The organism is Microvirga sp. HS2, from assembly GCF_055792805.1.
The window spans coordinates 1-25,462 of record NZ_JBVVAJ010000022.1 but is presented as its reverse complement, the minus strand read 5'-3'; the positions used below and the strand labels follow the sequence as shown (position 1 = coordinate 25,462).

The 25,462-nt window shown below is 67.3% G+C and carries 20 protein-coding genes; 7 read left to right on the top strand and 13 right to left on the bottom strand.

All coding sequences use genetic code 11. The features are described 5' to 3' along the window. The first annotated feature begins 418 nt into the window (after positions 1–418). The gene (locus ACS5Q0_RS18040) at positions 419–1,438 is read left to right on the top strand and encodes a hypothetical protein (RefSeq protein WP_473128034.1); all 1,020 of its coding nucleotides are present in this window, start codon (positions 419–421) and stop codon (positions 1,436–1,438) included. Here ACS5Q0_RS18040 and ACS5Q0_RS18035 read toward each other — a convergent pair. The 12 genes from ACS5Q0_RS18035 to ACS5Q0_RS17980 form a co-directional block, all read right to left on the bottom strand. Continuing rightward, the gene (locus ACS5Q0_RS18035) at positions 1,435–1,824 is read right to left on the bottom strand and encodes a YbaN family protein (protein ID WP_473128033.1); all 390 of its coding nucleotides are present in this window, start codon (positions 1,822–1,824) and stop codon (positions 1,435–1,437) included. The two genes, ACS5Q0_RS18040 and ACS5Q0_RS18035, sit on opposite strands and share 4 nt — an antisense overlap. Before the next feature lie 54 nt (positions 1,825–1,878). After that, the gene (locus tag ACS5Q0_RS18030) at positions 1,879–3,171 is read right to left on the bottom strand and encodes an amidase (protein WP_473128032.1); all 1,293 of its coding nucleotides are present in this window, start codon (positions 3,169–3,171) and stop codon (positions 1,879–1,881) included. A 90-nt stretch (positions 3,172–3,261) separates the two neighbouring features. Continuing rightward, positions 3,262–5,406 carry a sensor histidine kinase gene (locus tag ACS5Q0_RS18025; RefSeq protein ID WP_473128031.1) on the bottom strand — a complete coding sequence of 715 codons (2,145 nt, stop codon included), beginning with the start codon at positions 5,404–5,406 and terminating at the stop codon, positions 3,262–3,264. 1 nt (position 5,407) lies between these two features. Next, positions 5,408–6,457 carry a sensor histidine kinase gene (locus tag ACS5Q0_RS18020; RefSeq protein WP_473128030.1) on the bottom strand — a complete coding sequence of 350 codons (1,050 nt, stop codon included), beginning with the start codon at positions 6,455–6,457 and terminating at the stop codon, positions 5,408–5,410. Positions 6,458–6,465: 8 nt separating this feature from the next. Beyond that, the gene (locus ACS5Q0_RS18015) at positions 6,466–6,915 is read right to left on the bottom strand and encodes a response regulator (protein ID WP_473128029.1); all 450 of its coding nucleotides are present in this window, start codon (positions 6,913–6,915) and stop codon (positions 6,466–6,468) included. Continuing rightward, positions 6,915–9,167: an ATP-binding protein gene (locus ACS5Q0_RS18010; RefSeq protein WP_473128028.1), complete on the bottom strand. Its 2,253-nt coding sequence runs from the start codon at positions 9,165–9,167 to the stop codon at positions 6,915–6,917. Before ACS5Q0_RS18010 ends, ACS5Q0_RS18015 begins: the two co-directional genes overlap by 1 nt. Beyond that, on the bottom strand, positions 9,164–9,730 hold the full coding sequence (locus tag ACS5Q0_RS18005; RefSeq protein ID WP_473128027.1) for a biliverdin-producing heme oxygenase: 567 nt from the start codon (positions 9,728–9,730) through the stop codon (positions 9,164–9,166). The genes ACS5Q0_RS18010 and ACS5Q0_RS18005 overlap by 4 nt, the downstream gene beginning before the upstream one ends. Then, positions 9,727–10,479 (bottom strand): ABC transporter permease, encoded by a 753-nt coding sequence (locus tag ACS5Q0_RS18000; RefSeq protein WP_473128026.1) that lies wholly within the window; start codon positions 10,477–10,479, stop codon positions 9,727–9,729. The genes ACS5Q0_RS18005 and ACS5Q0_RS18000 overlap by 4 nt, the downstream gene beginning before the upstream one ends. After that, on the bottom strand, positions 10,476–11,411 hold the full coding sequence (locus ACS5Q0_RS17995; RefSeq protein WP_473128025.1) for an ABC transporter ATP-binding protein: 936 nt from the start codon (positions 11,409–11,411) through the stop codon (positions 10,476–10,478). Before ACS5Q0_RS17995 ends, ACS5Q0_RS18000 begins: the two co-directional genes overlap by 4 nt. Continuing rightward, complete coding sequence (locus tag ACS5Q0_RS17990; protein ID WP_473128024.1) at positions 11,408–12,574, bottom strand: ABC transporter permease; 1,167 nt, start codon at positions 12,572–12,574, stop codon at positions 11,408–11,410. Before ACS5Q0_RS17990 ends, ACS5Q0_RS17995 begins: the two co-directional genes overlap by 4 nt. Positions 12,575–12,671: 97 nt before the next feature. After that, entirely contained in the window at positions 12,672–13,586 is a 915-nt protein-coding gene (gene osmF / locus ACS5Q0_RS17985; RefSeq protein WP_473128023.1) for a glycine betaine ABC transporter substrate-binding protein OsmF, read from the bottom strand. A gap of 177 nt (positions 13,587–13,763) precedes the next feature. After that, positions 13,764–13,973 carry a DUF4170 domain-containing protein gene (locus tag ACS5Q0_RS17980; protein ID WP_473128022.1) on the bottom strand — a complete coding sequence of 70 codons (210 nt, stop codon included), beginning with the start codon at positions 13,971–13,973 and terminating at the stop codon, positions 13,764–13,766. A gap of 217 nt (positions 13,974–14,190) precedes the next feature. On the opposite strand from ACS5Q0_RS17980, the gene ACS5Q0_RS17975 reads away from it, so the two are divergent. Further along, positions 14,191–15,624 (top strand): helix-turn-helix domain-containing protein, encoded by a 1,434-nt coding sequence (locus ACS5Q0_RS17975; RefSeq protein WP_473128021.1) that lies wholly within the window; start codon positions 14,191–14,193, stop codon positions 15,622–15,624. A gap of 280 nt (positions 15,625–15,904) precedes the next feature. On the opposite strand, the gene ACS5Q0_RS17970 is transcribed toward ACS5Q0_RS17975, so the two are convergent. Further along, positions 15,905–16,651, bottom strand: coding sequence for a glutamine amidotransferase (locus ACS5Q0_RS17970; RefSeq protein ID WP_473128020.1), 747 nt, complete (start codon positions 16,649–16,651; stop codon positions 15,905–15,907). A 571-nt stretch (positions 16,652–17,222) separates the two neighbouring features. On the opposite strand from ACS5Q0_RS17970, the gene ACS5Q0_RS17965 reads away from it, so the two are divergent. The 5 genes from ACS5Q0_RS17965 to ACS5Q0_RS17945 all read left to right on the top strand — a co-directional run. Further along, positions 17,223–17,615, top strand: a complete 393-nt coding sequence (locus ACS5Q0_RS17965; protein WP_473128019.1) for a response regulator — start codon at positions 17,223–17,225, stop codon at positions 17,613–17,615. Between the two features lie 159 nt (positions 17,616–17,774). Beyond that, positions 17,775–21,407, top strand: a complete 3,633-nt coding sequence (locus ACS5Q0_RS17960; protein WP_473128018.1) for a FecR domain-containing protein — start codon at positions 17,775–17,777, stop codon at positions 21,405–21,407. A 2-nt stretch (positions 21,408–21,409) separates the two neighbouring features. Then, complete coding sequence (locus ACS5Q0_RS17955; protein ID WP_473128017.1) at positions 21,410–23,386, top strand: CHASE2 domain-containing protein; 1,977 nt, start codon at positions 21,410–21,412, stop codon at positions 23,384–23,386. A 114-nt stretch (positions 23,387–23,500) separates the two neighbouring features. Then, positions 23,501–24,388, top strand: coding sequence for a cation diffusion facilitator family transporter (locus ACS5Q0_RS17950; RefSeq protein WP_473128016.1), 888 nt, complete (start codon positions 23,501–23,503; stop codon positions 24,386–24,388). A gap of 161 nt (positions 24,389–24,549) precedes the next feature. Continuing rightward, positions 24,550–25,462, top strand: a 913-nt coding sequence (locus ACS5Q0_RS17945) for a cache domain-containing protein (protein WP_473128015.1), incomplete at its 3' end; no start/stop codon positions are given.

Here is a 25,462-nt window from a genome sequence, read left to right as displayed (position 1 = left end):
GGCTTCGCGATTGAATTCCTTGGGTTATTGGAATGCGAGCCCTTCTGCGGCCCGTCGTTCCGGAGACACATACGCCTTAAGTCTATGCCTTCAGAGACGAAAGCCGTGTCGTTCGCGAGTGCGGAACGCGGCCGGTCCAAGTGCCGCGCCGCCTGTGCCGGACGGTGTAAAGACCTTACAACCGGTCTTCTCTCGTCATGGCCGGGCTTGACCCGGCCATCCACGTCTTCGCGAACCGCATCGCGTTGAAGGCGTGGATCCCCGGCTCAAGGCCGGGGATGACGTGGATGGAAAGACGACGGGAGAAGAGGCCCGACCCTACCACCTCTTCGCCCCTGTCTTTGCGGCGCACGGGAACGGCGAAGCCTCCCGCTGTGTTGATGCTCTGCATCGTCTCACGCATCCGGGAGCGCCCGCCATGCCAACCGTCATCGCCATCGAAGCCAAGCCCCTCGGCATCGGCGACATCAACAGCGAGTTTCACCACCTCTACCTCGTGAAGACGGTCACCGACAGCCACGGCCGCGTCCTGTCGGAGAAAGAGATCCGGGGCAGCTTCGAACCGGACGGCAGCCTCGGGACGCTCGCCGATGTGAATCTGGCGACCTCTCCCGACCGACGCGGCTCGGACACGCCGCAGGAGCGGCACCGCACCGTGCTGGATCTCGGCGGCCGCAATGCCGAGGATGTGTGGAGCGTGATGGTCCAGCATGCCCGGAACATCGATGCCGCGCATCTGCCCTACAGCTTCGACATCTACCGGCAGGCGCCTGGTGGCGACCTCAACAGCAATTCGGTGGCGGCCTCGGTGCTGCACAGCGTCGGCATCGACTGGGCCACCCATTACCCGGTCGGCATCCGCCCCGGGGAAGCGCCGCTCTATGGCCAGCTCCAGTACATGGACGTGAACGACGCCCTGTTCGGAACCGCGCGCCGGGACATCATGTTCGGCGGCGTCGGTAACGACAGGCTCTACGGCAGGGGCGGAAACGACAGCCTCTACGGCGAGAGCGGCAACGACAGGCTCTACGGATCCAGCGGCAACGACGCCTTGAGGGGCGGAACCGGCGATGACCGTCTCTATGGCGGGACGGGCCGGGACACGCTGCGCGGCGACGCGGGCAAGGACGCCTTCGTGTTCGACACGCGGCCGGATCCCGTGACGAACCGCGATACCATCGCGGATTTCTCGGTCGCGGACGATACGCTCTGGCTCGACAACGCCGTTTTCACGGCGCTCGGAGCGGCGGGTCGCCTGAAGTCGACGATGTTCTGGACCGGCACGGCCGCGCACGACGCCACCGACCGCATCGTCTACGATTCGTCCCACGGGGTGCTCTATTACGATCCGGACGGCACGGGCGGCGCGGGTCAGGTCGCCGTCACCAAGATTTCGGCGGGGCTCAAGATGACCTATGCCGACATCCTCGTCGTCTAATCGCGCTCCGCATCCCGATCCTCTGCGGCGGGCCGCGGGCTCGGACGGGTGACGATGTAGAGCCCGACGCTGCCCATCACGGCAGCGAGGATGAACGGCACGGAGGGATTGTCCACCAGCCAGACGCTCACCGCGTAGGACAGCGCGAGCGTCAGGAGCGCATAGACCTTCGCGCGCGGGGGAATGGCGCGCTGGTCGCGCCAGGTGGTCAGAAGCGCGCCGAAGCGGGGATGCCGGTAAAGCCTCTCGGCGAGGGCCGGGTTGGAGCGCGCGAAGCACCACGCGGCCAGAATCACGAACGGCGTCGTCGGCAAAAGCGGCAGCACGATGCCGATGATGCCGAGCGCGAGGCTCGCATAGCCGAGGGCGAGGTGAAACCTGCGCATGCTGTCCTTATGCCGTTGTCCTGCGCGGGATGGAACGCGCCGCGTTTCACGTTGTCAGCCCAGGAGGGCCTGCTCCACGCCCGCCGCGATGTCCAGAAGCCTGTGGTCCGCGCCGTTTTGCGCCATCAGCATGAGGCCGACGGGACGCTCGCAGCCTCCCAAGGGCAGCGACACCGCCGTCAGGTCGAACTGGTTGGCGACCTGCGTGTTGCGCAGGATCAGCCCGTCCGTCTCGTTGTAGAGCCTGTCGTCGGCCTCGAGCGGCGCGATCAGGGGCGCCGTGATGGCCGTCGTGGGCAGGGCGAGCACGTCGACGGGCGCAAGACGCCGGTCCATGGCCCCGATCAGGGCGCGGCGGCGGCACATCATGCGCAGATAGACATGGGCCGGAACCGCGTGGCTTCGCGCGAGCCAGTAATGGACGCGCGGGTCGATCTCGTCCGCACGGCTCTCGAGCCAGTCCGCATGAATCTCCGCGGCCTCGATGGACGCGATGGAGGCGGCTTCCGTCGTCTCCCGCATGGCGAGGAGAAGATCGTCGATGGGATGATCGGCGATGCGCGCGCCGGCCGCCGAGAGACGGCTCAGCGCCCGCTCGAAGGCCTCCTCCACCAGGGCCTCGCTGCGCGAGAACAGGCGCCCGCGCGGAACGCCGATCCGCAATCCGGCGAGCGGAAATGGCTCCGGCGCGTGCGGCTCCTCTCCCGCCATCACCGCGTCGGCGAAGGCGCAGTCGCGCACGGAGCGCGCGAGCGGGCCGATGGAATCGAGGCTCGGCGAGAGGGGGAACGCGCCGTCGAGAGGCACGCGCCCCGTCGTCGGCTTGAAGCCCACGACGCCGTTGAGCGCCGCCGGAATGCGCACCGAGCCACCGGTATCGCTGCCGATGGAAATCTCCGACGTGCCCTCCGCCACGGCGACCCCCGCGCCCGAGGACGAGCCTCCGGGAATCCGCAAGGGATCCACCGCGTTGCCGGGCGTGCCGTAATGGGGATTGAGCCCGAGCCCCGAGAAGGCGAACTCCACCATGCTGGTCTTGCCTAAGATCACCGCGCCCGCCCGGCGCAGGCGGCGCACGACGGCCGCGTCCTGCGCGGCGGGTTCGGCCTCGCGCAGCACGAGGGAGCCCGCGGTGGTCGCCTCCCCGGCCACGTCGAACAGATCCTTGATCGACACGAGCGCGCCGTCGAGCGGGCCTAGGGAAATCCCCGCCTGCCTGCGGGCGTCCGCAGCATCGGCGGCGGCCCGCGCCGCTTCGGGATAGAGCCTCGTGAACACGCGCTCGTCTTCGGCCCGGGCCGTCAGCCGCGCCAGGATCATCTCGAGCTTGTCTCGCGCCGTCATCATGGAAGAATCCCGATTGGACATACCGTAGGTCTGCAACTCTTGGGAGAGGCGGGAAAGAGTCAAGATCCCCGGCGCTCCCGCCGCCTCGTGTCACGAGGCGTACCGCTCGGCCTCGTCGTCCGCCTGGGCCTGCTCGGCCATCACGTTCTTGACCGGGAAGGTGATGACGCAGCGGATCCCCTCGGGCTGGAAATCGAGCTTGATCTCGCCGCCGAGCTGCTGCGCGAGGCCGCGCTGAATGAGCTTGGTGCCGAAACCCTGGCGCTTGGGCTGCGTCACGGGCGGCCCTCCGCTCTCGACCCATTCCACGATCAGCACGGGCGGGCTCAACGAGAGCGCGGTCGCCCACATGACGCTCACCTTGCCCTCCGGCACCGTGAGGCTCCCGTATTTCGTGGCGTTGGTCGCCAGCTCATGGATGGCGAGCCCCAGCGCCAGAACGGCGCTCGGCTGCAGATTGACCCTCGGACCGCGCAGGCGGATGCGCTGGCGCATGGTGTCCTGGTAGGGATCGAGCTCGCTTCTCAGCACGTCCTCCAGCAGGGCGCCCTGCCATTGGGTGGCGGTGAGCAGATCGTGCGTCTTGGCCAGGCCCTGCACGCGCCCGACGAAGGCGTCCCACGCGCCCGGATCGCCCTGTTCCGCGGCGCGGCGCGTCATCGAGGCGACCGATTGCACGGTGGCCAGCGTGTTCTTGACCCGGTGATTGAGCTCATGCAGCAGAAGTCCGCGGCGCTCCTCGGCGAGGCGCCGCTCCGTGATGTCCTGCGAAACGCCGACGAGCGAAAGGTTCCCGTCCGGCCCGACGCGCACCCGACCGCTGATGCGGATCCAGTGCTCGCTGTGATCCGGCCAGACGGCACGGTACTCGACATCGAGGTCGGACCGGGTTTCGAGCGTCTCGGCCACGGCTTCGGCCTGCCGGGCGCGATCCTCCGGATGGATGCTGGCCAGCAGGTCATCGTAGGAGAACGACTCGTCGGGGCTGCGGCCGAAATGGGCGCGGCATTGGGGCGACACGACGAAGTTTCCGGTCGACGGCGTGTATTCCCATGAGCCCAGACGGCCCGCATTGAGCGCCAGGCGCAGGCGCGCCTCGCTGTCGGCGATCCGGGCCAGAGCCTCCTCCCGGTGCCGTTCCTGCTCGCGGATGTCGGACGACGCGTCGGTCAGGGCTTTCTGGATCGCGTCGAATTCGAGCACATGGGTGGTTGCCCCGGTCACCTCGCGCCCGGTCCCGAGCGCCTGCGCCGCGGTGACGAGCTGGTCGACCGGCTTGGCGACCAGACGCGAGAGGATCGCGGCCAGGATCACGCCCAGGAGGATGCATCCGGCGAGGATGAAAAGCCAGAACAGGGAGCGCTGGAACGACGCCGCGAGCTCCGTCACCGGCACGCTCACGACAAAGGTCCAGCCATAGGCGGGCGACTTGCTGAAATAGGCGCGGGCAGGAATGCCTTCGAGCGTCACGCTCGACACATTGCCCTCGGAGGACATGGCCGATGCATCGCGGATGTTCGGGCCGGCAAGCTGGCCGATGAAGCGATCGGGCGAGCGGGAGCGCGCGACGATCCGTCCGCTGCGGTCGAGCACGGCCGCGTTCCAGTTCGGGTCGATGCGCTGATCCGCGATGAGGCGCTGGAAGGTTTCGGGGCCGATGGCCGCCGAGAGAACATAAATCACCTTATCGTCGATGACGACCGGCAGGTCGATCGTGATCAGGGGCTGCCCCGTGAGGGCGCCGACGTAAAGATCGGACAATTGCGCCTTGCGGGTCTCCCGCACCTTCCGCAGGGCGACGCCGCGCGGGCTGTCAGGCAAGGGCGAGCCATAGGCCACGCGGGTGTTGAACAGCACTTTGCCGTCCATGTCGATCAGCGCGATCCAGGATGGGCTGGCGAGGCCGGCTTCCCGGGCCTGCTTGTGGAAGGCGGCGAAATCCCCTTGAGCGATCGAGGGAGACAGGGCGAGCACCCGCAGGGCCATCTCGTTCTTCTCGATCTCGCGGTCGAGGGAGAGGCTCAGGGCCCGCGCGGTTTCCTGAAGGCGGAGATCCGCGGATTCGCGCTCGGCGCGATAGCCCGAACGGAACCCCGCCGCGGCGATGAGGACGGCCGGCAGCGTGAGAACGAACACGAGCGCCCAGAGAATCTGGCGCAGCGAGGTGCGGGATCCGTCGAGAGGGTTGAACCGGAGTGGAATTGGTCCCGATGCAGGACCGTCGTTCTCCCGCATGTCAGCCGACTTCTTGAACTCGCATGAGGACCCGCACGAGCACCCCCGGATCGTCAGCGGGCCATTCCACGCGCGCATCGAGCTGCCGCGCCAGGCCTTTCAGCACCGTCCCGGAAGCGCCCTCCCGCGCCGCCTTCTTCTCCTCGAGGCTGAAGGCGTCGTCCGACAACTGGAACAGCAGGTGGCCGTCACGCACATGCATGGCGAGCTTCAGCTTGCCGTGCCGTTCCCTGTAGGCGTGGGTCAGCGCGTTCACGACGATCTCGTTGAAGAGAAGCGCCATGGGTGCGGCCTTGGCCGCCTCGACCTCGACGGCCTCGACGTCGAATTCCGGCACGATCGCGACACCCGCGACGGATGCCGTGAGCTCCTCGCACAGCCCGCGGGCGAAGCTGGTCACGTCGAACCGGGACGATCCGTTTCCGTCGTAGAGGTCGCGATGGGCCGCGCCGAGGGCCTGAAGCCGCTCGCGCATCCGCTCCAGCACCTTGCCGGTCGCCTCGTCCTCGGCATGGCGGATCTCGATCCCGATCAACGACAGAAGAAGCTGCAGGTTGTTCTTCACACGGTGGTCGAGTTCGTGCAGGAGCGTCGTGCGCTCGTCGAGGAGCTTCTGCAGGGCCTCCTGGGCCTCGCGCTTCTCGGCCCGCTCGCGCGCCTCCGCGAGCGCCCGGAGCACCGTGACGGGAAGCCGGTCCAGCCGGTCCTTGAGCACGTAATCCGTCGCCCCCCGCTTGAGCGCCTCGACGGCCACCTCCTCGCCGAGCGCGCCGGAGACGAACACGAAGGGCAGCTCCGGACGATACTCCCGCACCAGAGCGAGGGCGTGCAGCCCGTCGAAGCCGGGCAGGAGGTAATCGGCCAGCACGAGATCCCACGGGCGGTCATGGAGCATCCTGGCGAAATCCGCCTCCAGGACGACCCGCTCGACGGAAGCCGTCAGGCCCGCTGCCAGCAGCGCCTCCGTCACCAGCTCGGCATCGAGTGCGCTGTCCTCCAGGAGGAGGACGCGGAGCATTCGGTTGGACTGGAGGGGAGCCGCCTGAGCCATCGACGCCCCTAGGAATCGGCCCGCCGCGGCGGCGGCTCGTTGAGAATGGCCCAGAAGACGCCGAGATCCTGGATCGCATCGAAGAACTCGCGGAACCCCACGGGCTTCACCACGAAGGCGTTGACGCCGAGCTCGTAGCTGCGGATCAGGTCGCTCTCCTCCCGCGAGGAGGTGAGCATCACCACCGGCGTCTGCTTCAGGTGCGGATCGGCCTTCACCTTCTCCAGCACCTCGAGCCCGTCGATCTTCGGCAGCTTGAGGTCGAGCAGCACCACGGCCGGATCGCTGGTGTTGCGATTGGCGTGCACGCCGCGCCGATTGAGGAAATCGAGCGCCTCCTCGCCATCGCGGACGACGACGACCTCGTTGGCGAGCTGGCTCTGCTCCAGGGCGGCCAGGGTCAGCTCCAGATCCTTCGGATTGTCCTCAACCAGCAGGATCGGTTTCAATTCCGGCATTACGCCGCTCCTTCACTCTCGGGCAGGGCGACATAGAACGTCGCGCCCTTGTCCAACTCAGCCTCCGCCCAGCTGCGGCCCCCGTGTCTTTCAACAATGCGGCGAACATTGGCCAGCCCGATCCCGGTTCCCTCGTAATCCTCGATCCGGTGCAGGCGCTGGAACACGCCGAACAGCTTGTCGACGTATTTCATATCGAACCCGACACCGTTGTCGCGCACGAAGAAGACGATCTCCCCGTTATCCCGGTAGGAACCCACTTCGATACGGGAAGTGTCCCGCCTTCGAGAATATTTGACGGCGTTATCCAAAAGATTCTCAAAAACCAGCCGGATCAGCACCGGATCGGCCACGACGGGATGCAGATCGCCGATCGTCCATTCGATGCGGCGTTCGCCCGTCTCCATGGAGAGCTTCTGGCGGGTTTCCTCCACCATCGCCCTGACGTCGACCCGGCGCGGCTTGAGCGCCGTGCGGCCCATCTGCGAGAAGCGGAGCAGGTTGTCGACGAGGGTGCCGGCCGTATAGGCGGCATCGATGATCGTATCGATGTAACGCTTGCCGCGCTCTGAGAGGTCGGCCCATTCCTGTTTCTTGAGGAGCTCGGAATAACCGACGATGTGGCGGAACGGCGCGCGCAGATCGTGAGAGACCGAATAGGAGAAGGCTTCGAGCTCCTTGTTCGACCGGCGCAGCTCGTCGGCGAGGGCCGCCAGCTCCTCGGCGCGGCGGAGCACGATGCCGACGATGGCATTGCGCAATTCCTTCACGGCCTCGATCTCGCTGCGATCCCACTCGGCCGAGCGCCCGCGCACCGTCTCCTTCCAGATCTCGAAGGAGCGCCGGGGATGAAGCCTGAGCGTGCCGGCCTCCTCCCGCACGGGCTTCTCCGGATTGCCGCCCCATTTGACCGTCTCGACGATCTCGGGGCGGAACCACAGGATATAGCTCGAACGCATCTTCGAGATGGAGATGGAGAGAAGACCGCTCGCCTTGTCCGCATAGGCCCGCGCCGCGGGAAAGATATCCGGCAGACGATCCGTGGCGAACACGTCCTCCTGGTGGTGCTCGGTGAGCCACTCGTAGAGCGCCTTGACCTCGGCTTCGTCGGGCGTCTCGCCCATGCGCCAGCAATGCTCGTCCGTGAGGATGGCCACGCCATGCGCGCCCGCCAGCAGCATCAGGTCGTCGGGATGATGGACGAGGCCGTCGATGAAGACGTTCTCCCCCGCCATGTAGGCGAGAAGGCGCGCCTGGATCGCGCCGAGCCGCATCCGGGAATCCGCCAGCGCCGTGTTCTCCCGCGCTTCGAGCTGCAGGGAAAAGATCTGGGTGAGAAAGTCGCAGGCATTGCGCACCGGCAGCGAGACGCGCCGGGGCTCGCTGTTGTGGCAGGAGATCAGACCCCAGAGCGCGCCGCCGCGCAGGATCGAGATCGACATAGAGGCCGGCGTGCCCATGTTGCGCATGTATTCGAGATGCACGGGCGAGACGCTGCGCAGCACCGAGTCGCTCAAGTCGAGCGGCGCGGGATCGTGGGACCGGATCGGAACGGGCGTGTAGTTCGCATCGGGAATGATGCGCAGCCGGTTGCGGCGGTAGAGCTCCCGCGCCTGCGCCGGAATGTCGGAGGCGGGAAAGCGCAGGTCGAGATAGGACGGCAGGGCTTCGTTGCGGTCCTCGGCGATCACGGTGCCGTTCCACTGCTCGTCGAAGCGGTAGATCAGCACCCGGTCGAAGCCGGTCATGCGGCGGATGTCCTCCGCCGCGAGATGACAGAGGCGATCGATGGTGGAAGCCCCGTGCAGTTCCTCCACGAAGCGGCGCAGGGTGGGATAAAGCGTTTCGATGCTGGACACCGCGCCTTGCGGCACGGCCTCCAGTTCGAGAACCACATGGTCGCTCGAACGGGAGATCACGGCGTCATAGGCCGCTTCGCCGCTGCCATCCGGCAGCATGATCGTGCGGATGTAATGGGCCGTCCCCGCGGGCATGGGCCGCGCGAGATCGGCCTCCAGCCGCGCGGCGATATCGGGAAGCGCTGCGCGAAGGGGCTTCTTGAGAAGCGAATCCGGATCGACGCCGAGCACGGACGCGGCATTGGCGCTCGCATGGGTCATGATCATGTCGGCCTGGGAGAAGGCGAACAGGATGCCGTGAGGCTGGATGCTGCCGGGAATGTGGATCGGCTCCCGCTCGCAGGCGGTGAGGTCGATCTCCTGCTCGATGATCTGCGGCGCTCGGCTGCTCATTGGACCTCACAAAGCCAGTCATGCATGACGTCAAAGGTTTCTTGCGCGGTCGCGACGATGACATCGTCGGTCGCGGGTGAGGACGCTTCGAGGAGCACCGCCCCGAACTGCCGCCACATGGCGGCGATATCCCGCCCGTAGCTCCTGAAATAGGCGCAGCCCGTCTGCGCATCCAAACCGAGCTTGCGCTCCACCTCGCGCGCGATGATCGCGCCGCCGAGCGTCGAGCCCTCGACCACGTACATGCTGCCGAGCACGGCGGCGGACGACGGCATGGGCATGAGAGGATCGCATTGCGGGAGACGGATGATCTCGCGCTCGTCGAGACCGAGCGCGACGAGATCCTTGGCCAGGAGCTTTGTCTTGCAGCGCTTCTCGAAGAAACCCCTGTCGTGAGCCGCCGCGCCCGCGGCCTTCTCCCACGCGGCGTGGAAGCCGTAGAAGCGGATCAGCAGGTTCGTGTAGCCGTCGCGGCTGGCGATCCGGCGATCGAGATCCATCGCCGTCTCGATGCGCTCGTGCGCGGGTCCGGTTTCGAGCTTGAGCCGTTCGAGCAGCGTCATGACACCTCATCCAGGGAGCGGCCCAGCTTTCTGGCGGCGATCCGTTCCACGAGTCCCAGCCCGTCGTGGATCAGAACCGCCAGCAACGCAACCACCAAGCCGCCCTGGAGGACGAAAGCGATATTGTTCGACTGCAGGCCCGCGATGATCACCTCGCCGAGCCCCTTGGCGGCCACGGTCGAGCCGATGGTCGCGGTGCCCAGGCTGATGATGACCGACACGCGAATGCCCGCGAGTATCACCGGAAAGGCGAGCGGAAGCTCGACCTGCATGAGGCGCTGGCGCGCGTTCATTCCCATGCCGCGCGCGGCGTCGAGCGCTTGCGCGGGAACCTGCGTCAATCCCGTCAGCGTGTTCTCGAAGATCGGCAGCAGGCCGTAGAGGAACAGCGCGATGAAGGTGGGCTCCTCGCCGAAGCCGACGAGCGGCACGGCGATGGCGAGGACGGCGATGGGCGGAAAGGTCTGCCCGATATTCACGAGGCTGCGCGAGAGCGGAAGAAACTCGGCTCCCGAGGGACGGGTGACGAAGATTCCGAGCGCCACCGCGAGAAGCGTGCTGGCCACCGTCGCGAGACACACCGTGCGCAGATGCTGCAGGGTCAGCATAAGCAGGCTGCCCTGATTGTAGATGGCCGGAGCGCCGCGGGTGATCAGAGGCTCGAAGAGAAACGCGAAGGCCTGCGGCATGGTGATGAAGGCCAGGAGCAGGAGCAGCGCGATCAGCCGGACGAGGTTGGGCAGCGTCATGGCGGCCGTCCGTGCTGCAGGATGCCGCCGACGCTCACCTGGCCGACGATCGCCCCCGAGGCATCCGCGACCGGCAGCGCCTTGCGTCCCGTCCAGACGAGGCGCGAGAGCGCATCATGCAGGCTGTCGGACACCCTGATCGGCTCGCCTTCGGCGCATCCGGGCTCGAGGGCGTCGCGCACCTTCGTCAGGGAGAGGAGGCGGAAGGGTCGATCCGCCGTTCCCACGAGGCGCTCCACGAAATCGTCGGCGGGATGCATCAGGAGTTCGGCGGGCGTCGCATATTGCAGAAGGCGGGCCTGATCCATGACGGCGATGCGGTCGCCGAGATGGAAGGCTTCGTTCAGATCGTGAGTGACGAGGACGATCGTGGTCCCGAGCCGCCGCTGGATCGCCAGCAGATCGTCCTGGGCCTTGGAGCGGATCACCGCGTCGAGGGCGCCGAAGGGCTCGTCCATCAGCAGCAGCGCGGGCCGCGCGGCGAGCGCCCGCGCCACGCCGACGCGCTGCTGCTGGCCGCCCGACAATTCATGCGGGAACTTCCCCGCGAATTCCGCCGGATCGAGCTGGAACAGGTCGAGCAGTTCATCGACGCGCTGCGCGATCTTCCTGCGGTCCCACCGCAGCAGGCGCGGCACGATGGCGATGTTGTCGGCGACATTGCGATGCGGGAACAGGCCGTAGCCCTGGATGACGTAGCCGATGCGGTGCCGCAATTCGTCTTCGGGAATCGCGCGGGTGTCCTCGCCGTCGATCAGAACGCGCCCCGCGCTCGGCTCGACGAGGCGGTTGATCATGCGCAGCAGGGTCGACTTGCCCGCGCCCGACGTGCCGACCACGACCGTGACCGTTCCCTCCTCCACCGAGAGCGACACGTCGTCGACCACGATCGTCGGGCCATAGCGCTTGGAGAGGTGATCGATCTCGATCATGCCAGCGCCCCCTTCGAGAGATCGACGAGCGCATCGAGAACGATGGAGGCGGCGAAGGACAGGGCGACCGTCGGAATGGCGCCCAGGAGCACGAGGTCGATGGCCGTCTGGCCGATGCCCTGGAAGACGAAGGTGCCGAAGCCCCCTCCCCCGATCAGCGCCGCCACCGTGGCGAGGCCGAGATTCTGCACCAGCACGATGCGGATGCCCGCGAGGATCACCGGAAGGGCGAGCGGAAGCTCGACCTGCACCAGCCGCTGCCGGGCCGACATGCCCATGCCGCGCGCCGCGTCGACGGCGGTGGCCGGCACTCCGTTGAGCCCGGCGAGCGTGTTCGCGACGATCGGCAGCAATGCGTAGAGGAACAGCGCGATGAAAGCCGGAGCGGCCCCGATCCCCCTGATCCCCAACGCTGCGGCGAGCGGAACGCTGGCCGCCAGCGCGCCGAGGGGCGCCATGAGAAGTCCGAACAGGGCGATGCTCGGAATCGTCTGCACGATTCCCAAACTCTGCATCGTCACGGCCCGCAACGTCTTCTGACGGTGCGCCGCGACACCGAGCGGAATGCCGACGAGGCACGCGGCGGCCATCGAGCCGAAGGCGAGCAGGAGATGCTGGCGCGCCTCGCGCCAGAAGCTGTCGGCGCGGGTATGATATTCCTTGAGGATCGACAGGTTCTCCCAGACGCCGGAGAACAGCAGAAACGCCAGGACACTCACGCCCACGGCCAGAGCTACGAGCCGTCCGTATGGGCCGAGCCGCATGCGCGCGAGCGCATCGATGGCGAGAAGCGAGAACGAGAGGGTCAGCAGCCAGAACCCCACCGAAGGCGAGACGCGGGCGAAGGTGTTGTCCGCCGGCGTCAGGTAGCCCGCGGAGAGGCCGAGCGACGGGAGAAGGAGGGCGAGGCCGATCACGGCCGAGCCCAGGCGGCCGAGAGGATCCCGCACGAAGACGGCGCCGACCGCGACGCCGAGCGTCACGAGAGCGAGAGCCCCCGCCACGGCGAAGGGAAGCGCCTCGATCAGGAGGCGCGACTCGCCGGACGCGATGCGGGTGGCGCGATAAGTGGCGAACGGAGACGCGAAGAGCGCGACGCCGTTGAGAACGGCGATCACGACTCCCAAACGGTCGAGGGAAAGCGCTGGGCGTGGCGGAGCCATTCCGAACGTGCCCGTTCTGGATGTCGCGGAACTCACGTTGAACTCTGGTCTTTCCTTGGCCACCCTGCCGTCTGCATCGCGCGAACGGTTCGGCGCCTTACTTGGTGAGGCCTTTGGATTTCAGATAGTCGGCCGCGACGGCTTTCGCCGCCTCGCCGCCCACCTGCACGCGGGCGTTCAGCTTCTGGAGGGTGGTGAGGTCGAGCGAGGCGAAGACGGGCTTGAGAATGTCGGCGATCTTCGGATTGTCCTTCAGGACCGCCTCGCGAATGATAGGCGCGGGCGCATAGACGGGCTGCACCCCCTTGTCGTCCTCCAGCACCACGAGGCCGGACGGCGCGATGCCGCCGTCGGTGCCGTAGACCATGGCGGCGTTGGCGCCGCTGGTTTTCTCGGCGGCCGCCTTGATCGTCGCCGCCGTGTCGCCGCCGGAGAGCACGATGAGCTGCTCGGGCTTCAGGGTGAAGCCGTAGACCTTCTGGAACGACGGCAGGGCCGCTTCCGAATTCACGAACTCGGCGGAGGCCGCGAGCTTCACCTCGCCGCCGCCCGAAACCCATTTTCCGAAATCGGTGAGCGTCTTGAGCTTGTTGGCCTCCGTCACGTCCCGCCGCAGCGCGATGGCCCAGGTGTTGTTGGCGGGCGCGGGATCGAGCCAGACGATCTTGTTCGCCTCGTAATCCAGCTTCTTGGCGGTCTCGTAGCCCTTCGCGGCATCCTTCCAGACCGGATCGTCCGCCTTGTTGAAGAAGAAGCCCGCATTGCCCGTGTATTCGGGATAGATGTCGATCTCGCCCGCGGTGATCGCCTTGCGCACCACCGGCGTCGCGCCGAGCTGGATGCGGTCCTGGGTCTTGATGCCATTGGCCTCGAGGGCCAGCAGGATCATGTTGCCGAGCACCGACCCTTCCGTATCGATCTTCGACGAGACGACGACATCGGCCTTGGCCGGGCTCAACGCCGTCAGGCCCAGGGCCAGGGCGGCGACAACACTCTTCAGAACAGGCGTCATGGTTCCCCCTCAGCGGCTGCACACGCGTCAGGATATTCTAGGTCACGCCCGTCATTTAAGCAGGGGGAGAGCTCCGAGTCCCTCCCCCTGCGATAAAAACTTCGTGTCGTATCGACCTCCCCTATCGTCGGGCGAGGCCGGAGCGGATGACGTCCGGCGCAGAGATCCACAGGCGGATCAGGCGCTTAAGCCCAGCGGCGGCTCCTGGGCGATGGTGAAGCGCACCTGCGCCTGCGGGCGGTGATCCTCGGACAGGACGCGCCAGGCGCGCTCGGCCTCGGTGCGGCTCTCGAAGGGACCGACGACGCGCTCGGTGCCCTGAACCAGGGATTCGCATGCGCAGGAGGTGTACTCACCGCCCACCACCCAGAAACGAGATTGTTGCATGGCCGTTCTCCGTTGTGACCTGTGGGGCCTCGCCCCTTTTTGAGTTTACATCCGTTGACAAAGCGCCTCCCGAACCCACAAACTCAGTGCATCGGCGAGGCATCTGACAGGTATAATTCCCAAAGAAGTCTTTGTTTCAATGCCTGATTTCGAAAGAAAGGTGGCATTGTAAATCCCCGACACCATCGGTTCGGTAAACTTGTAAAAAGATTTACAAATGGATGAGAGCAGAAAACTCTTCGTCGGTCCCCGCCTCAAGCGCCTGCGCCGCGACCTCAACCTGAGCCAGGCCCGGATGGCGGAGGAGCTCGGGCTCTCGCCCAGCTATCTCAACCTGATGGAGCGCAACCAGCGCCCGATCACCGCGCAGGTGCTCATCCGTCTCGCGCATGCCTATTCCCTCGACCCGCGCGAATTCGCCAACGACGATCACGAGCGCACGGTCTCGGAGCTGGAGGAGATCTTCGCCGATCCGCTCTTCCGCAACGCGCCCGTGTCCCGCATCGAGCTGCGCGAGACCATCGAGAACGCACCCTCCCTCGTGGATGCGGTGAACCGCCTCTATCGCGCCTATCAGGCCATGCGCGGCGCGCGCGAGGCCATCACGCCCAACCTCGCCGACCGGGACCGGGCCGAGGACGCGCCGCAGGTCAACCCGGTCGACCGGGTGCGCGAGCTGATTCACGACGCCAAGAACCATTTTCCGGAACTGGACGAGGCGGCCGAGGCCCTGGCGTCCGATCTCGCCGTCACGGGGCACGAGCCGTTCTTCGCCATCGCGGAGCGGCTGCGCACCAAGCACGGAATCCGCGTGCGCGTCATGCCCATCGACGTGATGTCGGACAATCTGCGGCGCTACGATCACCACCGCCGCCAGCTCCTGATCTCCGAGCTCGTCGACCCGTCCGGCCGCACCTTCCAGGCCGCCTACCAGCTCGCTTTCGCAGAAATGCGCGCGACCATCGACGCCCTCGCGGCCAAGCTCGAGCCTAGCGACGGCCCGGCGCGGCGGCTGCTGCGCGTCTCCTTCGGCAATTACTTCGCCGGCGCGCTCATGATGCCCTACGGCAAGTTCCATGCGGCGGCGGAGGCCCTCGGCTACGATGTCGAGGTGCTGGGCGCCCGCTTCGGGGCGAGCTTCGAGCAGGTGGCGCACCGCCTCACCACGCTCGCGCGCCCCGGAGCGCGCGGCATCCCGTTCTTCCTCGTGCGCGCGGACGCGGCGGGCAACGTGTCGAAGCGCTTCTCGTCGGGCCGTTTCCCCTTCTCGCAATTCGGCGGCACGTGTCCGCTGTGGAACCTGCACTCCACCTTCAAGACGCCGGGACAGGTGGCGACTCAGATCGTCGAGCTGCCCGACGGCTCGCGCTGGTTCTCCGTGGCCCGCGCGGTCAAGCGCGCCTCCAATCCCTGGGGCATGCCCGACCCGCAATTCGTGGTGGGCCTCGGCTGCGAGGTGAAATACGCCCATCGCCTCGTCTATGCGCGCGGCCTCGACTTCGCCGCCGCCGACGCGACTCCCATCGGCATCAATTGCCGCCTGTGCGAGCGCGTCGCCTGCCCGCAGCGCGCGGCGCCGCCGATGATGCACGCGCTCATCGTCGACGAGATGCGGCGCGGTATCTCGCCCTTCGAGTTCGACGCGACTTAAAGCATCGGACCCAAAAGTGGATTTGCACTTTTGGGGCAGATCCGATGCTTTCTCCTGAGACGAGAGCATCGTTCGGCGCGGACCCAGCGGGCCGCGCCAGCGAAAACCGGGTCCACTTTTCCGCACGATGCTCTAGGTCATCGGACCGACGTAGCCTCCTCCGTCATCCCCGGCCTTGCGCCGGGGATCCACGTCTTTACGCCGCCGAGGCTCCCAAGACGTGGGTGGCCGTGACGAGCACGGCCATGACGACGGAAAGCCGTGGTGGCCGAACGATGCCCTAGATATCGGCCCCCGAGGTCGCCAGGGACGGCTCACCCAGCCAATGGTCGAGGAACCGGTCGATCCAGCGCGAGACATGCGGATCGTACTGGAAGCGCCCGTCGAGCTGGCGGACGCGGTCCTGGGCGCCGGGGGCGGACAGGCGCTCCTCCGCGACGACGGTCCAGCGGCAGATCATGGCGTGGGTGACCTCCGGGTGGAACTGGAGGCCGAAGGCCTTGCCGCCGACCTGGATGGCCTGGGTCGGGAAATCGTCGCCGGTGGCCAGGGTCTCGGCGCCCGAGGGGCAATCGAATCCCTCCCGGTGCCAGTGATAGACATGGCTCGGCCAGGGCACGCCCCAGATGTCGCTCAGGCGATCTCCGGCCGCGGTCGGCACGAGGGGATAATAGCCGATCTCGGCGCGCCCTTCCGGGTGCTGCCAGACACCGGCCCCCAAGTGCCTGGCCAGCATCTGAGCCCCCAGGCAGAGGCCCAGGAAGGGCTTGTTCTCCTTCAGCGGAACGCCGATCCAGTCGATTTCCGCCTTGATGAAGTCATCCGGGTCGTTGGCGCTCATGGGGCCGCCGAAGATCACCGCGCCCGCATGGTCGGCGAGGGTCCGAGGCAGCGGATCGCCGAGGCGCGGGCGGCGGATGTCGAGCCGGTGCCCGCGCTCCGCGAGCAGGCGCCCGACCCGTCCCGGAGTCGAATGCTCCTGGTGCAGGACGATGAGGACCGGGGCCTTCGCGCCTTGACTAGCCACGATCCTGCTCCGCGACGAGAGCCTTCGGGCGCCGGGAGAGGCGCGGATGGGGACACACGAGGACAAATCGACCGGACATGCCCCCATTATTCGGGAGAAGTCACGGTCCGCGCAAGGCTCAAGGCGACATCCTCGGGCGAGTTCTCACCGGCCCGAGCCCGTCGAGATCGCGCGCGGCGGCATCCCGCGCCGGTTTTTCCTCGATGGCGCCCTCGGCACTGAGCGCCAGGAGTTTCGCCGTGGCCAGGGACCGGAGGACCGGGATCACCCCTCAGGCCAGGATCGCCCCTAAGGCGAAGAGTCGCACGAGCACTGTGACGAGCCTGGAGGTAACCATTGCTTTACCCAACGAAGTCAGGCCCTTCGGGACCTAGGCAACCGAGGGCGGCTGCACTAAGATCAACTCGGCTATAAAGCTTCGGGACTCCGAAGGGATGCCGTCGGCTTTTGCACCGTTGTGCAAGGATGATAGAACCCTCTGATTCCCGGTCCGGCCTTCGTCGGCGCCAGGACCCATTCCGGTGCGGCGAATGTCGATCCTGCGGCGCCTTGCGTGAAAGAAAGTAAAGACGTGACCGAAAGCCTGACGAGCGAAGGGGATCTGAACGGCCTGCGCATCCTCGTGGTGGAGGACGAAGCGGCGATCTCCCTGCTGTTGGAGGACATGCTGCTCGACTTCGGCTGCGAGGTGATCGGCCCGGCCGCGCGGCTTTCCGCGGCCCTCGATGCGGTCGCCCGGGAGCAGGTCGATCTGGCCATCCTCGACGTGAACGTGGCGGGCGAGCCGATCTATCCCGTGGCCGAGGCCCTGGCCCAGCGCTCGATCCCCTTCGTCTTCTCGACGGGGTACGGCAGCGCGGGCATCCGCGACTCCTTCCGCGACCGCCCGGTCCTGCAGAAGCCCTTCGCTCAGAACGACCTGAAGCAGAAGCTGATCATGGCGCGGGGCAAAGGCGCCTCCTGAGGGCACCTCTCTCCCGGCCACTGACAATCCCGGCTGTTTCCTCAGGGGAATACGGCATGTGCCATTGAGCACAGAAGGCGTCGTCTGATTCGGCTTTGATCCTGCTGCTTTCCTGTTAAGCTTGATCCGAACCGAACCAAAGTCGCCCCCATCACCGCCATGGCCGGACCGCTCAAATTCCTTGCTGCCGCAAGCTCTCTCGTCCTGTGCCTGGCCGAGGCGCATGCCCAATCGCCCGTTCCCAGGCCGCTTCCCGTCGCAGGCTCGATCGTCGCGGCCAAGGGCGGGGAGGAGATGCGCTTCGTCCGCGAGGACCTGTGGCGGGCGGCGCCCATCCGGCAGGACGTGATCGGCGGCGACGTGCTGCGCACCAACGCCATCGGCAACCTGGCCATCCTGTTCGCGGACCGGACCCAGATCCGCGTCGGCCGCAACTCGACGCTGACGGTGAACGACATCGCCGGCGGCCCCAACGACACGACCACGCTCGGCCTCGAGGCCGGCCAGATCTGGGCCCGCGCCGCGCGCGGCGGATCGGGCGTCGACGTGAAGACCCCCGCCGCGGTGGCCGCCATCCGCGGCACCGACTGGTCGCTCTCCGTCGAGGGCGGACGCACGTCCCTCATGGTGCTCGAAGGCGTCGTGGAGCTGCGCAACGCGCAGGGCTCCGTCACCGTGCGCCAGGGCGAGGGCGCGGTGGCGTCCATCGGACAGGCGCCGACGAAATTCGTGCTCACGAACTCCGAAGACCGCGAGCAGATGCTCTTCTACCTGAGCCTGCGCGACACCTTCGCCTCGATGCCGGTCTCCCCGCTGACGGGCCCTACCCTGCGGGCGGAGCGCGCGCGCTCCGCCGCCATCCCGCCCGAGCGGCGCGGCGCGGAGGATTGGCTGAGCCTCGCCGAAACCGCTCTGTCCTTCGACGGACGCGCCGCGGCCGCGCAGGCTCTCGCTGAAGCCCGCGCCAAGGGCCTGAGCGGCGCCCGGCGCGCCCGCGCGGATCTCGTGGAGGCCACCCTTCTCGGGGCGCAGCATCGCTGGCCGGAAGCCGCCGCCGCCTTCGCGAGGGCCGAGCGCGGCGTCGATTCCAAGCGCCGCGTGATCGCGTCCTACGGCCGCTACATCGCGCAATCGCTGGCGGATCCGAAGCGGGTCTATCCGGAGCCGAAAGGTTTTCACGACGATCCGCTCGCCGTGCTGGCCCATGCCTATGTGGTGGCCTTCCGCGAGGACCTGAACGCCGCCGCCGAGGTGCTGAAGGACGCCGAAAAGCGCTTTCCCAACGATACGCGCCTCGCGGTCATGTCGGCCCAGGTCTCCTATGCCCTGAACAGGCGCGAGGCGATGCGCGCCTCCATCGCCCGGGCCAAGGCGCTCGATCCGGACGATCCGGAGGTGATCGCCGCCGACAGCAACATCCGCGGCGACATCGACGGCGAGGTGAATGCGGCCGTCGAGGCCCTGCGCGCAGCGGCGGCCGTCGCGCCGGGAAACGCCAATGTGTGGAACAGCCTCGGGCTGTTCGAATCCGATCGCGACCGCCCCCTGGCGGCGGAAGAAGCCCTGCGCCGGGCCATCGCGGAGGATCCGCAAAGCCCCGTCTCCTACGCCAATCTGGCGATCCTCCTGCTCGACCAGAACCGCGTCGAGGAGGCGGGCGCCCTCATCGACAAGGCGCTCGCCCTCGATCCCGGCTTCCACGTCGCCTATACCGCGCGGGGCCGCTATCTCCTGCAGAAGGGCGAGACCGACAAGGCGATCGAGGCCATTCTCGCCGGCACCGCGGCCAATCCCGCCTGGTCCCAGGGCCTGCTCATCGCCGCGGCCGCCTATTACCAGGACGGCGACGACGAGCTCGCCCGGCAGGCCCTCGACAACGCGGACCGTCTCGATCCCAACGATCCCGTGGTGTCGAGCGCGCGCACGGCGATCGCCATCGATCAGTACCAGGCGGACGAGGCCGTGCTCGCGGCGCGCGAGACGCTGCGCCGCTACCGCCAGCGCGGCGGCGATTTCGCCGGTCTCGCCGTCAACAAGGACGGCGGCTCCTATCCGGCCCAGGCCTACCGTTTCCTGAATCTGAACGAGTGGTCGCGGTTCTACGGCGACCGTGTGTTCGATCCGTTCAACGCCTCGAGCTATTTCGACCAGGCCGCGGTCGACAGGCCGCGCCTGTTCACGGAGCGGCCCGACGTCTCCACCATCGAGACGGGCGTGGGCGTGGACCTCACGGCGCTCAACCTGACGCTCCAGGGCCTGTTCTTCGATCCCCTCGCCGTCTCCGGCCGCATCGGGCGGCTCGACCTGATCCGCCGTCCGTTCCTCGATGTCGAGATCGGCGGCGGCCTGCTCTCCCATCGCGGCGAGATCGGCTGGCAGGCGGAAGCGAACGTCCAGGGCTATGCCAACGAGCCGCTCCCCACCTCCTTCGCCCTGACGGCCGGACGGGCGCGGACGGATGCGGGCGCGAGCATCGACAGGCAGGAGGCCACCAACGGCTCTCTCTTCATCGGCTCGGCCCCTTCGGCGGCGGATCGCTTCGTGCTGTTCGGCGCGGCCTCGGACCTGGAGCCCGGGATCGCCACGGTCCGAACGCCGACGAACGTCTTCGAGGGCGCGCAGGACACGACCTCCGTGCTCGGCGGCGCGGGATGGAGCCACAGCTTCAGCGACAGGAACGTTCTGACGGCCGCTGTCTTCGGTCAGCGCGGCTTCGACAAACGCTTTTCGAGCGCGGCGAGCGCCGAACTGCCCGGCTTCATCATCGGCGGCACGCAATGGCAGCGCGCCCGCCTCGAAGGCGTCTCCGCCGCCCTGTCCCACACGCTGGGCTTCGGCGATTTCACGCTTCGCACCGGTCTGGAGGCCCAGCGCGGGCGCACGTCGAGCGATGTCGAAGGCCTGGCGTACCTCTACGATGTAACCACCGGCGAGACCACATCCGCGCCCATCACCGAGCAATCCGACACCACGTTCAAGGCGAGCCGCCTCTACGCCGATCTCTTCTGGCGCCCGTCCGACCGGTTCGAAGCGCAGGCCGGCATTCAGCGCACGTCCCTGGAGACCGATGTCAGCGACGACAGCATGGTCTCCCCGCGCATCGGCGTCGGCATCTCGCCCATCGAGGGCCATTGGCTGCGGGCGGCCTATCGCAGCGACGGCCTCATGCCGCTCGCCTACACCCTTTCCCCGGTGACGACGGTCGGCCTCGTGCCGTACGCGCTTCCGATCGACTATTCGGGGAAGGTCGATACGCTCGCCCTCCGCTGGGACGCGGAATGGTCTCCCTACCTCTTCACCGCCCTCGAATATCAGCGGCAGGATGCCGAGGATCTCGGCATCGGCGTGCCGAACACCTTCGACGCCATCGCGGTCGAGAAAGCGCGCATCGAGCGGCTGGCGGCGACGGCCAATCTCTGGCTCACGCACGGCTTCGGCGTGTTCGCCACGCTCGGCACGCAATCGACGGAGGTGCGCTCCGGAATCGGGCGCGGAACCGACCTGCCGCTGGTTCCCGGCCATTTCGCCCGCGCGGGCGTCACCTTCGTCCATCCGAGCCGGCTCAAGCTCACGATGGCGGCCACCTATGTGGGTGACGTCACGGACAGCCTCGTGGGCGAACGTCTCGACGATTACTGGACGGCGGACGCCTCCCTCACGTGGGAAACGCCGGACCGGCGGCTGCTCGTGGGGCTGAGCGTCCTCAACATGTTCGACGAGGCCTTCGACGTGGCGCGGGATATTCCGGGGCCGGGACGCACCATCGCGGCCAGCCTGAAGGCGCGGTTCTGACGGTGAGCAGCCCCGCCTCCGCCATGCGCAGGCAGGACGGGGAGCCGCTCTGGCGGCACTTCGTCATGGCGGGCCTCGTCGCCGCGCTCCTGGCGCCGCTCGTCTTCTTCCCGCCCTTCACCCTCATCGAGGCGAAGCTCTTCGACTTTCTCTCGATCATCGCCCCGCCCCGCCCTCACCCCTCCAGCGTGGAGGTGGTGGCCATCGACGAACCGTCCTTTTCCGAGATCGGGCAGCGCTGGCCCTGGTCGCGGGAGCTGCATGCGCGCCTCGTCGAGCGCCTGCGTGCCGCTGGCGCCAGGGTCATCGGCATCGACATCATCTTCGCCGAACCCTCGACGGAGGACGCCGACCGACGTCTGGCGGGAGCCCTCGGGCCCGATGTGGTGCTGGCCGCCGACGACGTGCTGACGAAGCTCGATCACGGCGTCCAGACGACGCGCGTCAATCCCATCGACCCGTTTCTCGACGCGGGCGCGGTTCCGGGCGTCGCATCCGTCGATCCCGACCCGGACGTGTATCTCCGCCGCATGCCCACGCAGCCGGACGGCTTCGCGGCGGAGATCCTGCGTCTGGCCGGGGAGCCGGCGCAGCCTCCGCCCGAGGGAGCCCTGATCCAGCATTTCGGCCCCGCCCGCACCTATCCGACCGCCTCCTATTACCAGGCGCTCGACCCGGAGGAGTTTCTTCAGCCCGGGCGCTTCAAGGACAAGATCGTCCTCGTGGGCCTGAGCCTGAAGGCGGCGACCTCCGCGAGCGCCGGGACGCCGGATGCCTTTCCCACCGCCTTCACGCTGACGACGGGCGAGCTCACGCCCGGCGTGGAGGTGCAGGCGACCATCCTCGACAACCTGCGCCACGACCTCTTCGTCGTCCCTGTCCCACGCATCGCGGTGCTGGGCTTTCTCGTGGCGGCCGCCCTCGCCGCGGCCGCCCTGTCGAGCCGCGGCGTGACCTGGCTCACCGGACTGGCCGCCCTGTCCGTGGTGACGCTGCTCTTCGCGGGCGCATGGCTCGCCCTGCGCTTCGGGCGCGTGTGGATACCGCCGGCTCTTCCCGCCGCCGCGTCGCTCGCGGTCTTCGGCGCGCGCTTCGGGCTCGACTACGCCCGCGAGCGGCAGCTGCGCCGGGCCGTGTCGGAGGCCTTCTCGCGTTATCTCTCGCCCGAGCTCGTCGCGCAGCTCGCCCGCGATCCGGGCGCGCTCAAGCTCGGGGGCGAGCGCCGCAACCTCTCGATCCTGTTCTGCGACGTGCGCGGCTTCACCAGTCTGTCGGAAAGGCTCAAGGACCAGCCGGAGCGCCTGACGGGTCTCATCAACCGCCTCCTCGATCCGCTCTCGGAAGCCGTGCTCGCTGAGGGCGGCACCATCGACAAATACATGGGCGATTGCATCATGGCGTTCTGGAACGCGCCTCTGCCGAGCCCCGACCACCCGCGGCGCGCGGTGCGCGCGGCGATGCGCATGATGGAAGCCGTGACCGTGCTGAACGCCGCCCTGCGACAGGAGGAGGGAGAGCATGCGCCGCAATTCGCGGTCGGGATCGGCATCAACACGGGCGATTGCGTGGTGGGCAACGTGGGCTCCCGCTGGCGCTACGATTATTCGGTGCTCGGCGATGCGGTGAACCTCGCCTCGCGCCTGGAGAGCCTGTCGAAGGAATACGCCGTCTCCCTGATCCTCGGCCCCGCGACCGCCGACGCCGTGCGCGACGATTACGTGTTGATCGAGCTCGATCGCATCGCGGTGCGCGGGCGCGCGACGGAATCGGCCATCTTCACCGCCGTGGCGCCGGCTTCGCAGCGGCACGATGCGGCGGTCGCGGACCTCGCGCGGCTCCACGCCCAGGCTCTCGACTGCATGCGCGAGGGACGCCCGAACGAAGCGCTCGGACTGGTCGTGCGCTGCCAGTCGCTCGCTCCTTCGATGGCGGGCTATTACCGCACGCTCATGCGCAAAATCGGCCACATGGCGCGATGACGCGGCCGCCGCTCCTGCAAGCGATTTGCAAGTGAATTGAAAGGCTTGCGCTCGGAGGTTCTGTCACTATAACGACGGCTCGCCCGTCCTGCCGCCCCGTTTGTGATGCCTGCCATGAATCGTATTCAAAAGCTCGCCATCGGCAGCATCTTCATCGGAGTGCTGGTCTTTGCGCTCAAATACGTCGCCTATCATCTGACGGGGAGTATCGCGCTCTACTCGGATGCGCTGGAGAGCATCATCAATGTCGTGACGGCGATCGCGGCCTTCATGGCCGTTCGCATGAGCGCGACGCCCGCCGACGCCAATCACCCTTACGGCCACCACAAGGTGGAATATTTCTCCGCCGTTCTCGAGGGCGTGCTGATCATCGTCGCGGCGCTGATGATTCTGCGCGAGGCCTATTTCGGTTTCCTCTCGCCCAAGATGCTCGAAGCGCCAGGCCTGGGTTTCGCCGCCAACGCGGTGGCGAGCGTCATCAACGGCATCTGGGCATGGATCCTGATCAACCGGGGCCGCCGCCTGCGCTCGCCCGCTCTCGCCGCCGATGGGCGTCATCTCATGACGGACGTGTTCACCTCCGTGGGCGTTCTCGCGGGCCTCGTCTTCGTGCCCGTGACCGGATGGACCTGGCTCGACCCGGTTCTCGCGGCCTTCGTCGCGGTCAACATTCTCTGGTCCGGCTGGGGCCTGATCAAGGAGAGCGTCGGCGGGCTCATGGACGAAGCGCTGCCCGAGACGACCCTCTCGCGCGTCCGGGAGATCATCTCCGGCAACGCGGCGGGCGCCATCGAGGCGCATGACCTGCGCACGCGGCACGCGGGCCGGATGACCTTCATCGATTTTCACCTCGTCGTGCCCGGCACCATGAGCGTGACGGACGCCCATGACATCTGCGACCGCCTGGAGCGTGCGCTGAAGGATGAGATCGAGGACGCGTTGATCACCATCCACGTGGAGCCCGACAACAAGGCGAAGCACGCGGGCATCGTGGTTCTCTGACACACCCGTTCAGGCGCAACGTCCGACGGCGTGCGGCATAATATCCTTTGCCGTGAGGATGAAACGCCCGCGAAATCCCCAAGCAAGCCTCGCCAACTAGGTCCTCATCGATTCGCGAATGCGCGCGCCGTGGCGATGCCGGCGCGACGATGAGGATGAACATGTCTCGAAACACTTTGACTGCACGCTCGAAATGGGCGGGCGCCCTCAGCGGCGTGGCCGGCCGCTTCTACGCCGGAATGGCCGTCGGCATTCTGGCTCTCGTGGCTCTGGCGATCTTCGGGTCGATGACGATCTCGACGATCCTGCTGGAGCGAAAGAAGGAAGAGCTCAAGCATCTGACGGAAGCGGCCATGACCGTCCTGGCAGATTACGAGAAGCGTGCGACCTTGGGCCAGATGACCGTCGACGAGGCCCAGAAGCGCGCGTTCGACACCATTCGCGCCCTTCGCTATTCGGGCTCCGAATATTTCATGGTCTACGACTATGAGCACATCCTGCGGGTGCATCCGATCAATCCCAACACGGAGGGCCTGGACCGCTCCGAACTTCGGGACACCAACGGCTTCCAGCACGTCAAGGGCATGGTTGCGGCTGCGCGATCGGGCGGCGGCTTCGTTCCCTATTTCTATCCGAAGCCGGGGCAGACGGAGGCCTCTCCCAAACTGACCTACGCGGCTCCTTTCGAGAAATGGCGCCTCGTGGTGGCGACGGGCGTCTACATCGATGACCTCGAAGCCGCCGCAGCCGATTACCGCAACCAGTTTCTGGGGTTCGTCGCGCTCGCGGCCGTGGTTCTGATCGCCATCGCGTTCGGCCTGGGGCGCAGCATCTCCCGTCCGATCCAGAAACTCGTCGCCAATATGCGCGGCCTCGCCGGCGGCGATCTGAACGTCACGATCGAGGGCACCGCCCGCCGCGACGAAATCGGCGTGATGGCCAAGGCCGTCGAGGTCTTCAAGGAGAATGCGGTGGAGGCGCGCCGTCTTGCGGCCGAGCAGGAGGCGGACAGCCAGGCCAAGATGCGCCGGGCGCAGGCGCTCGACGCGCTCACGCAGCGCTTCGAGAGCAAGG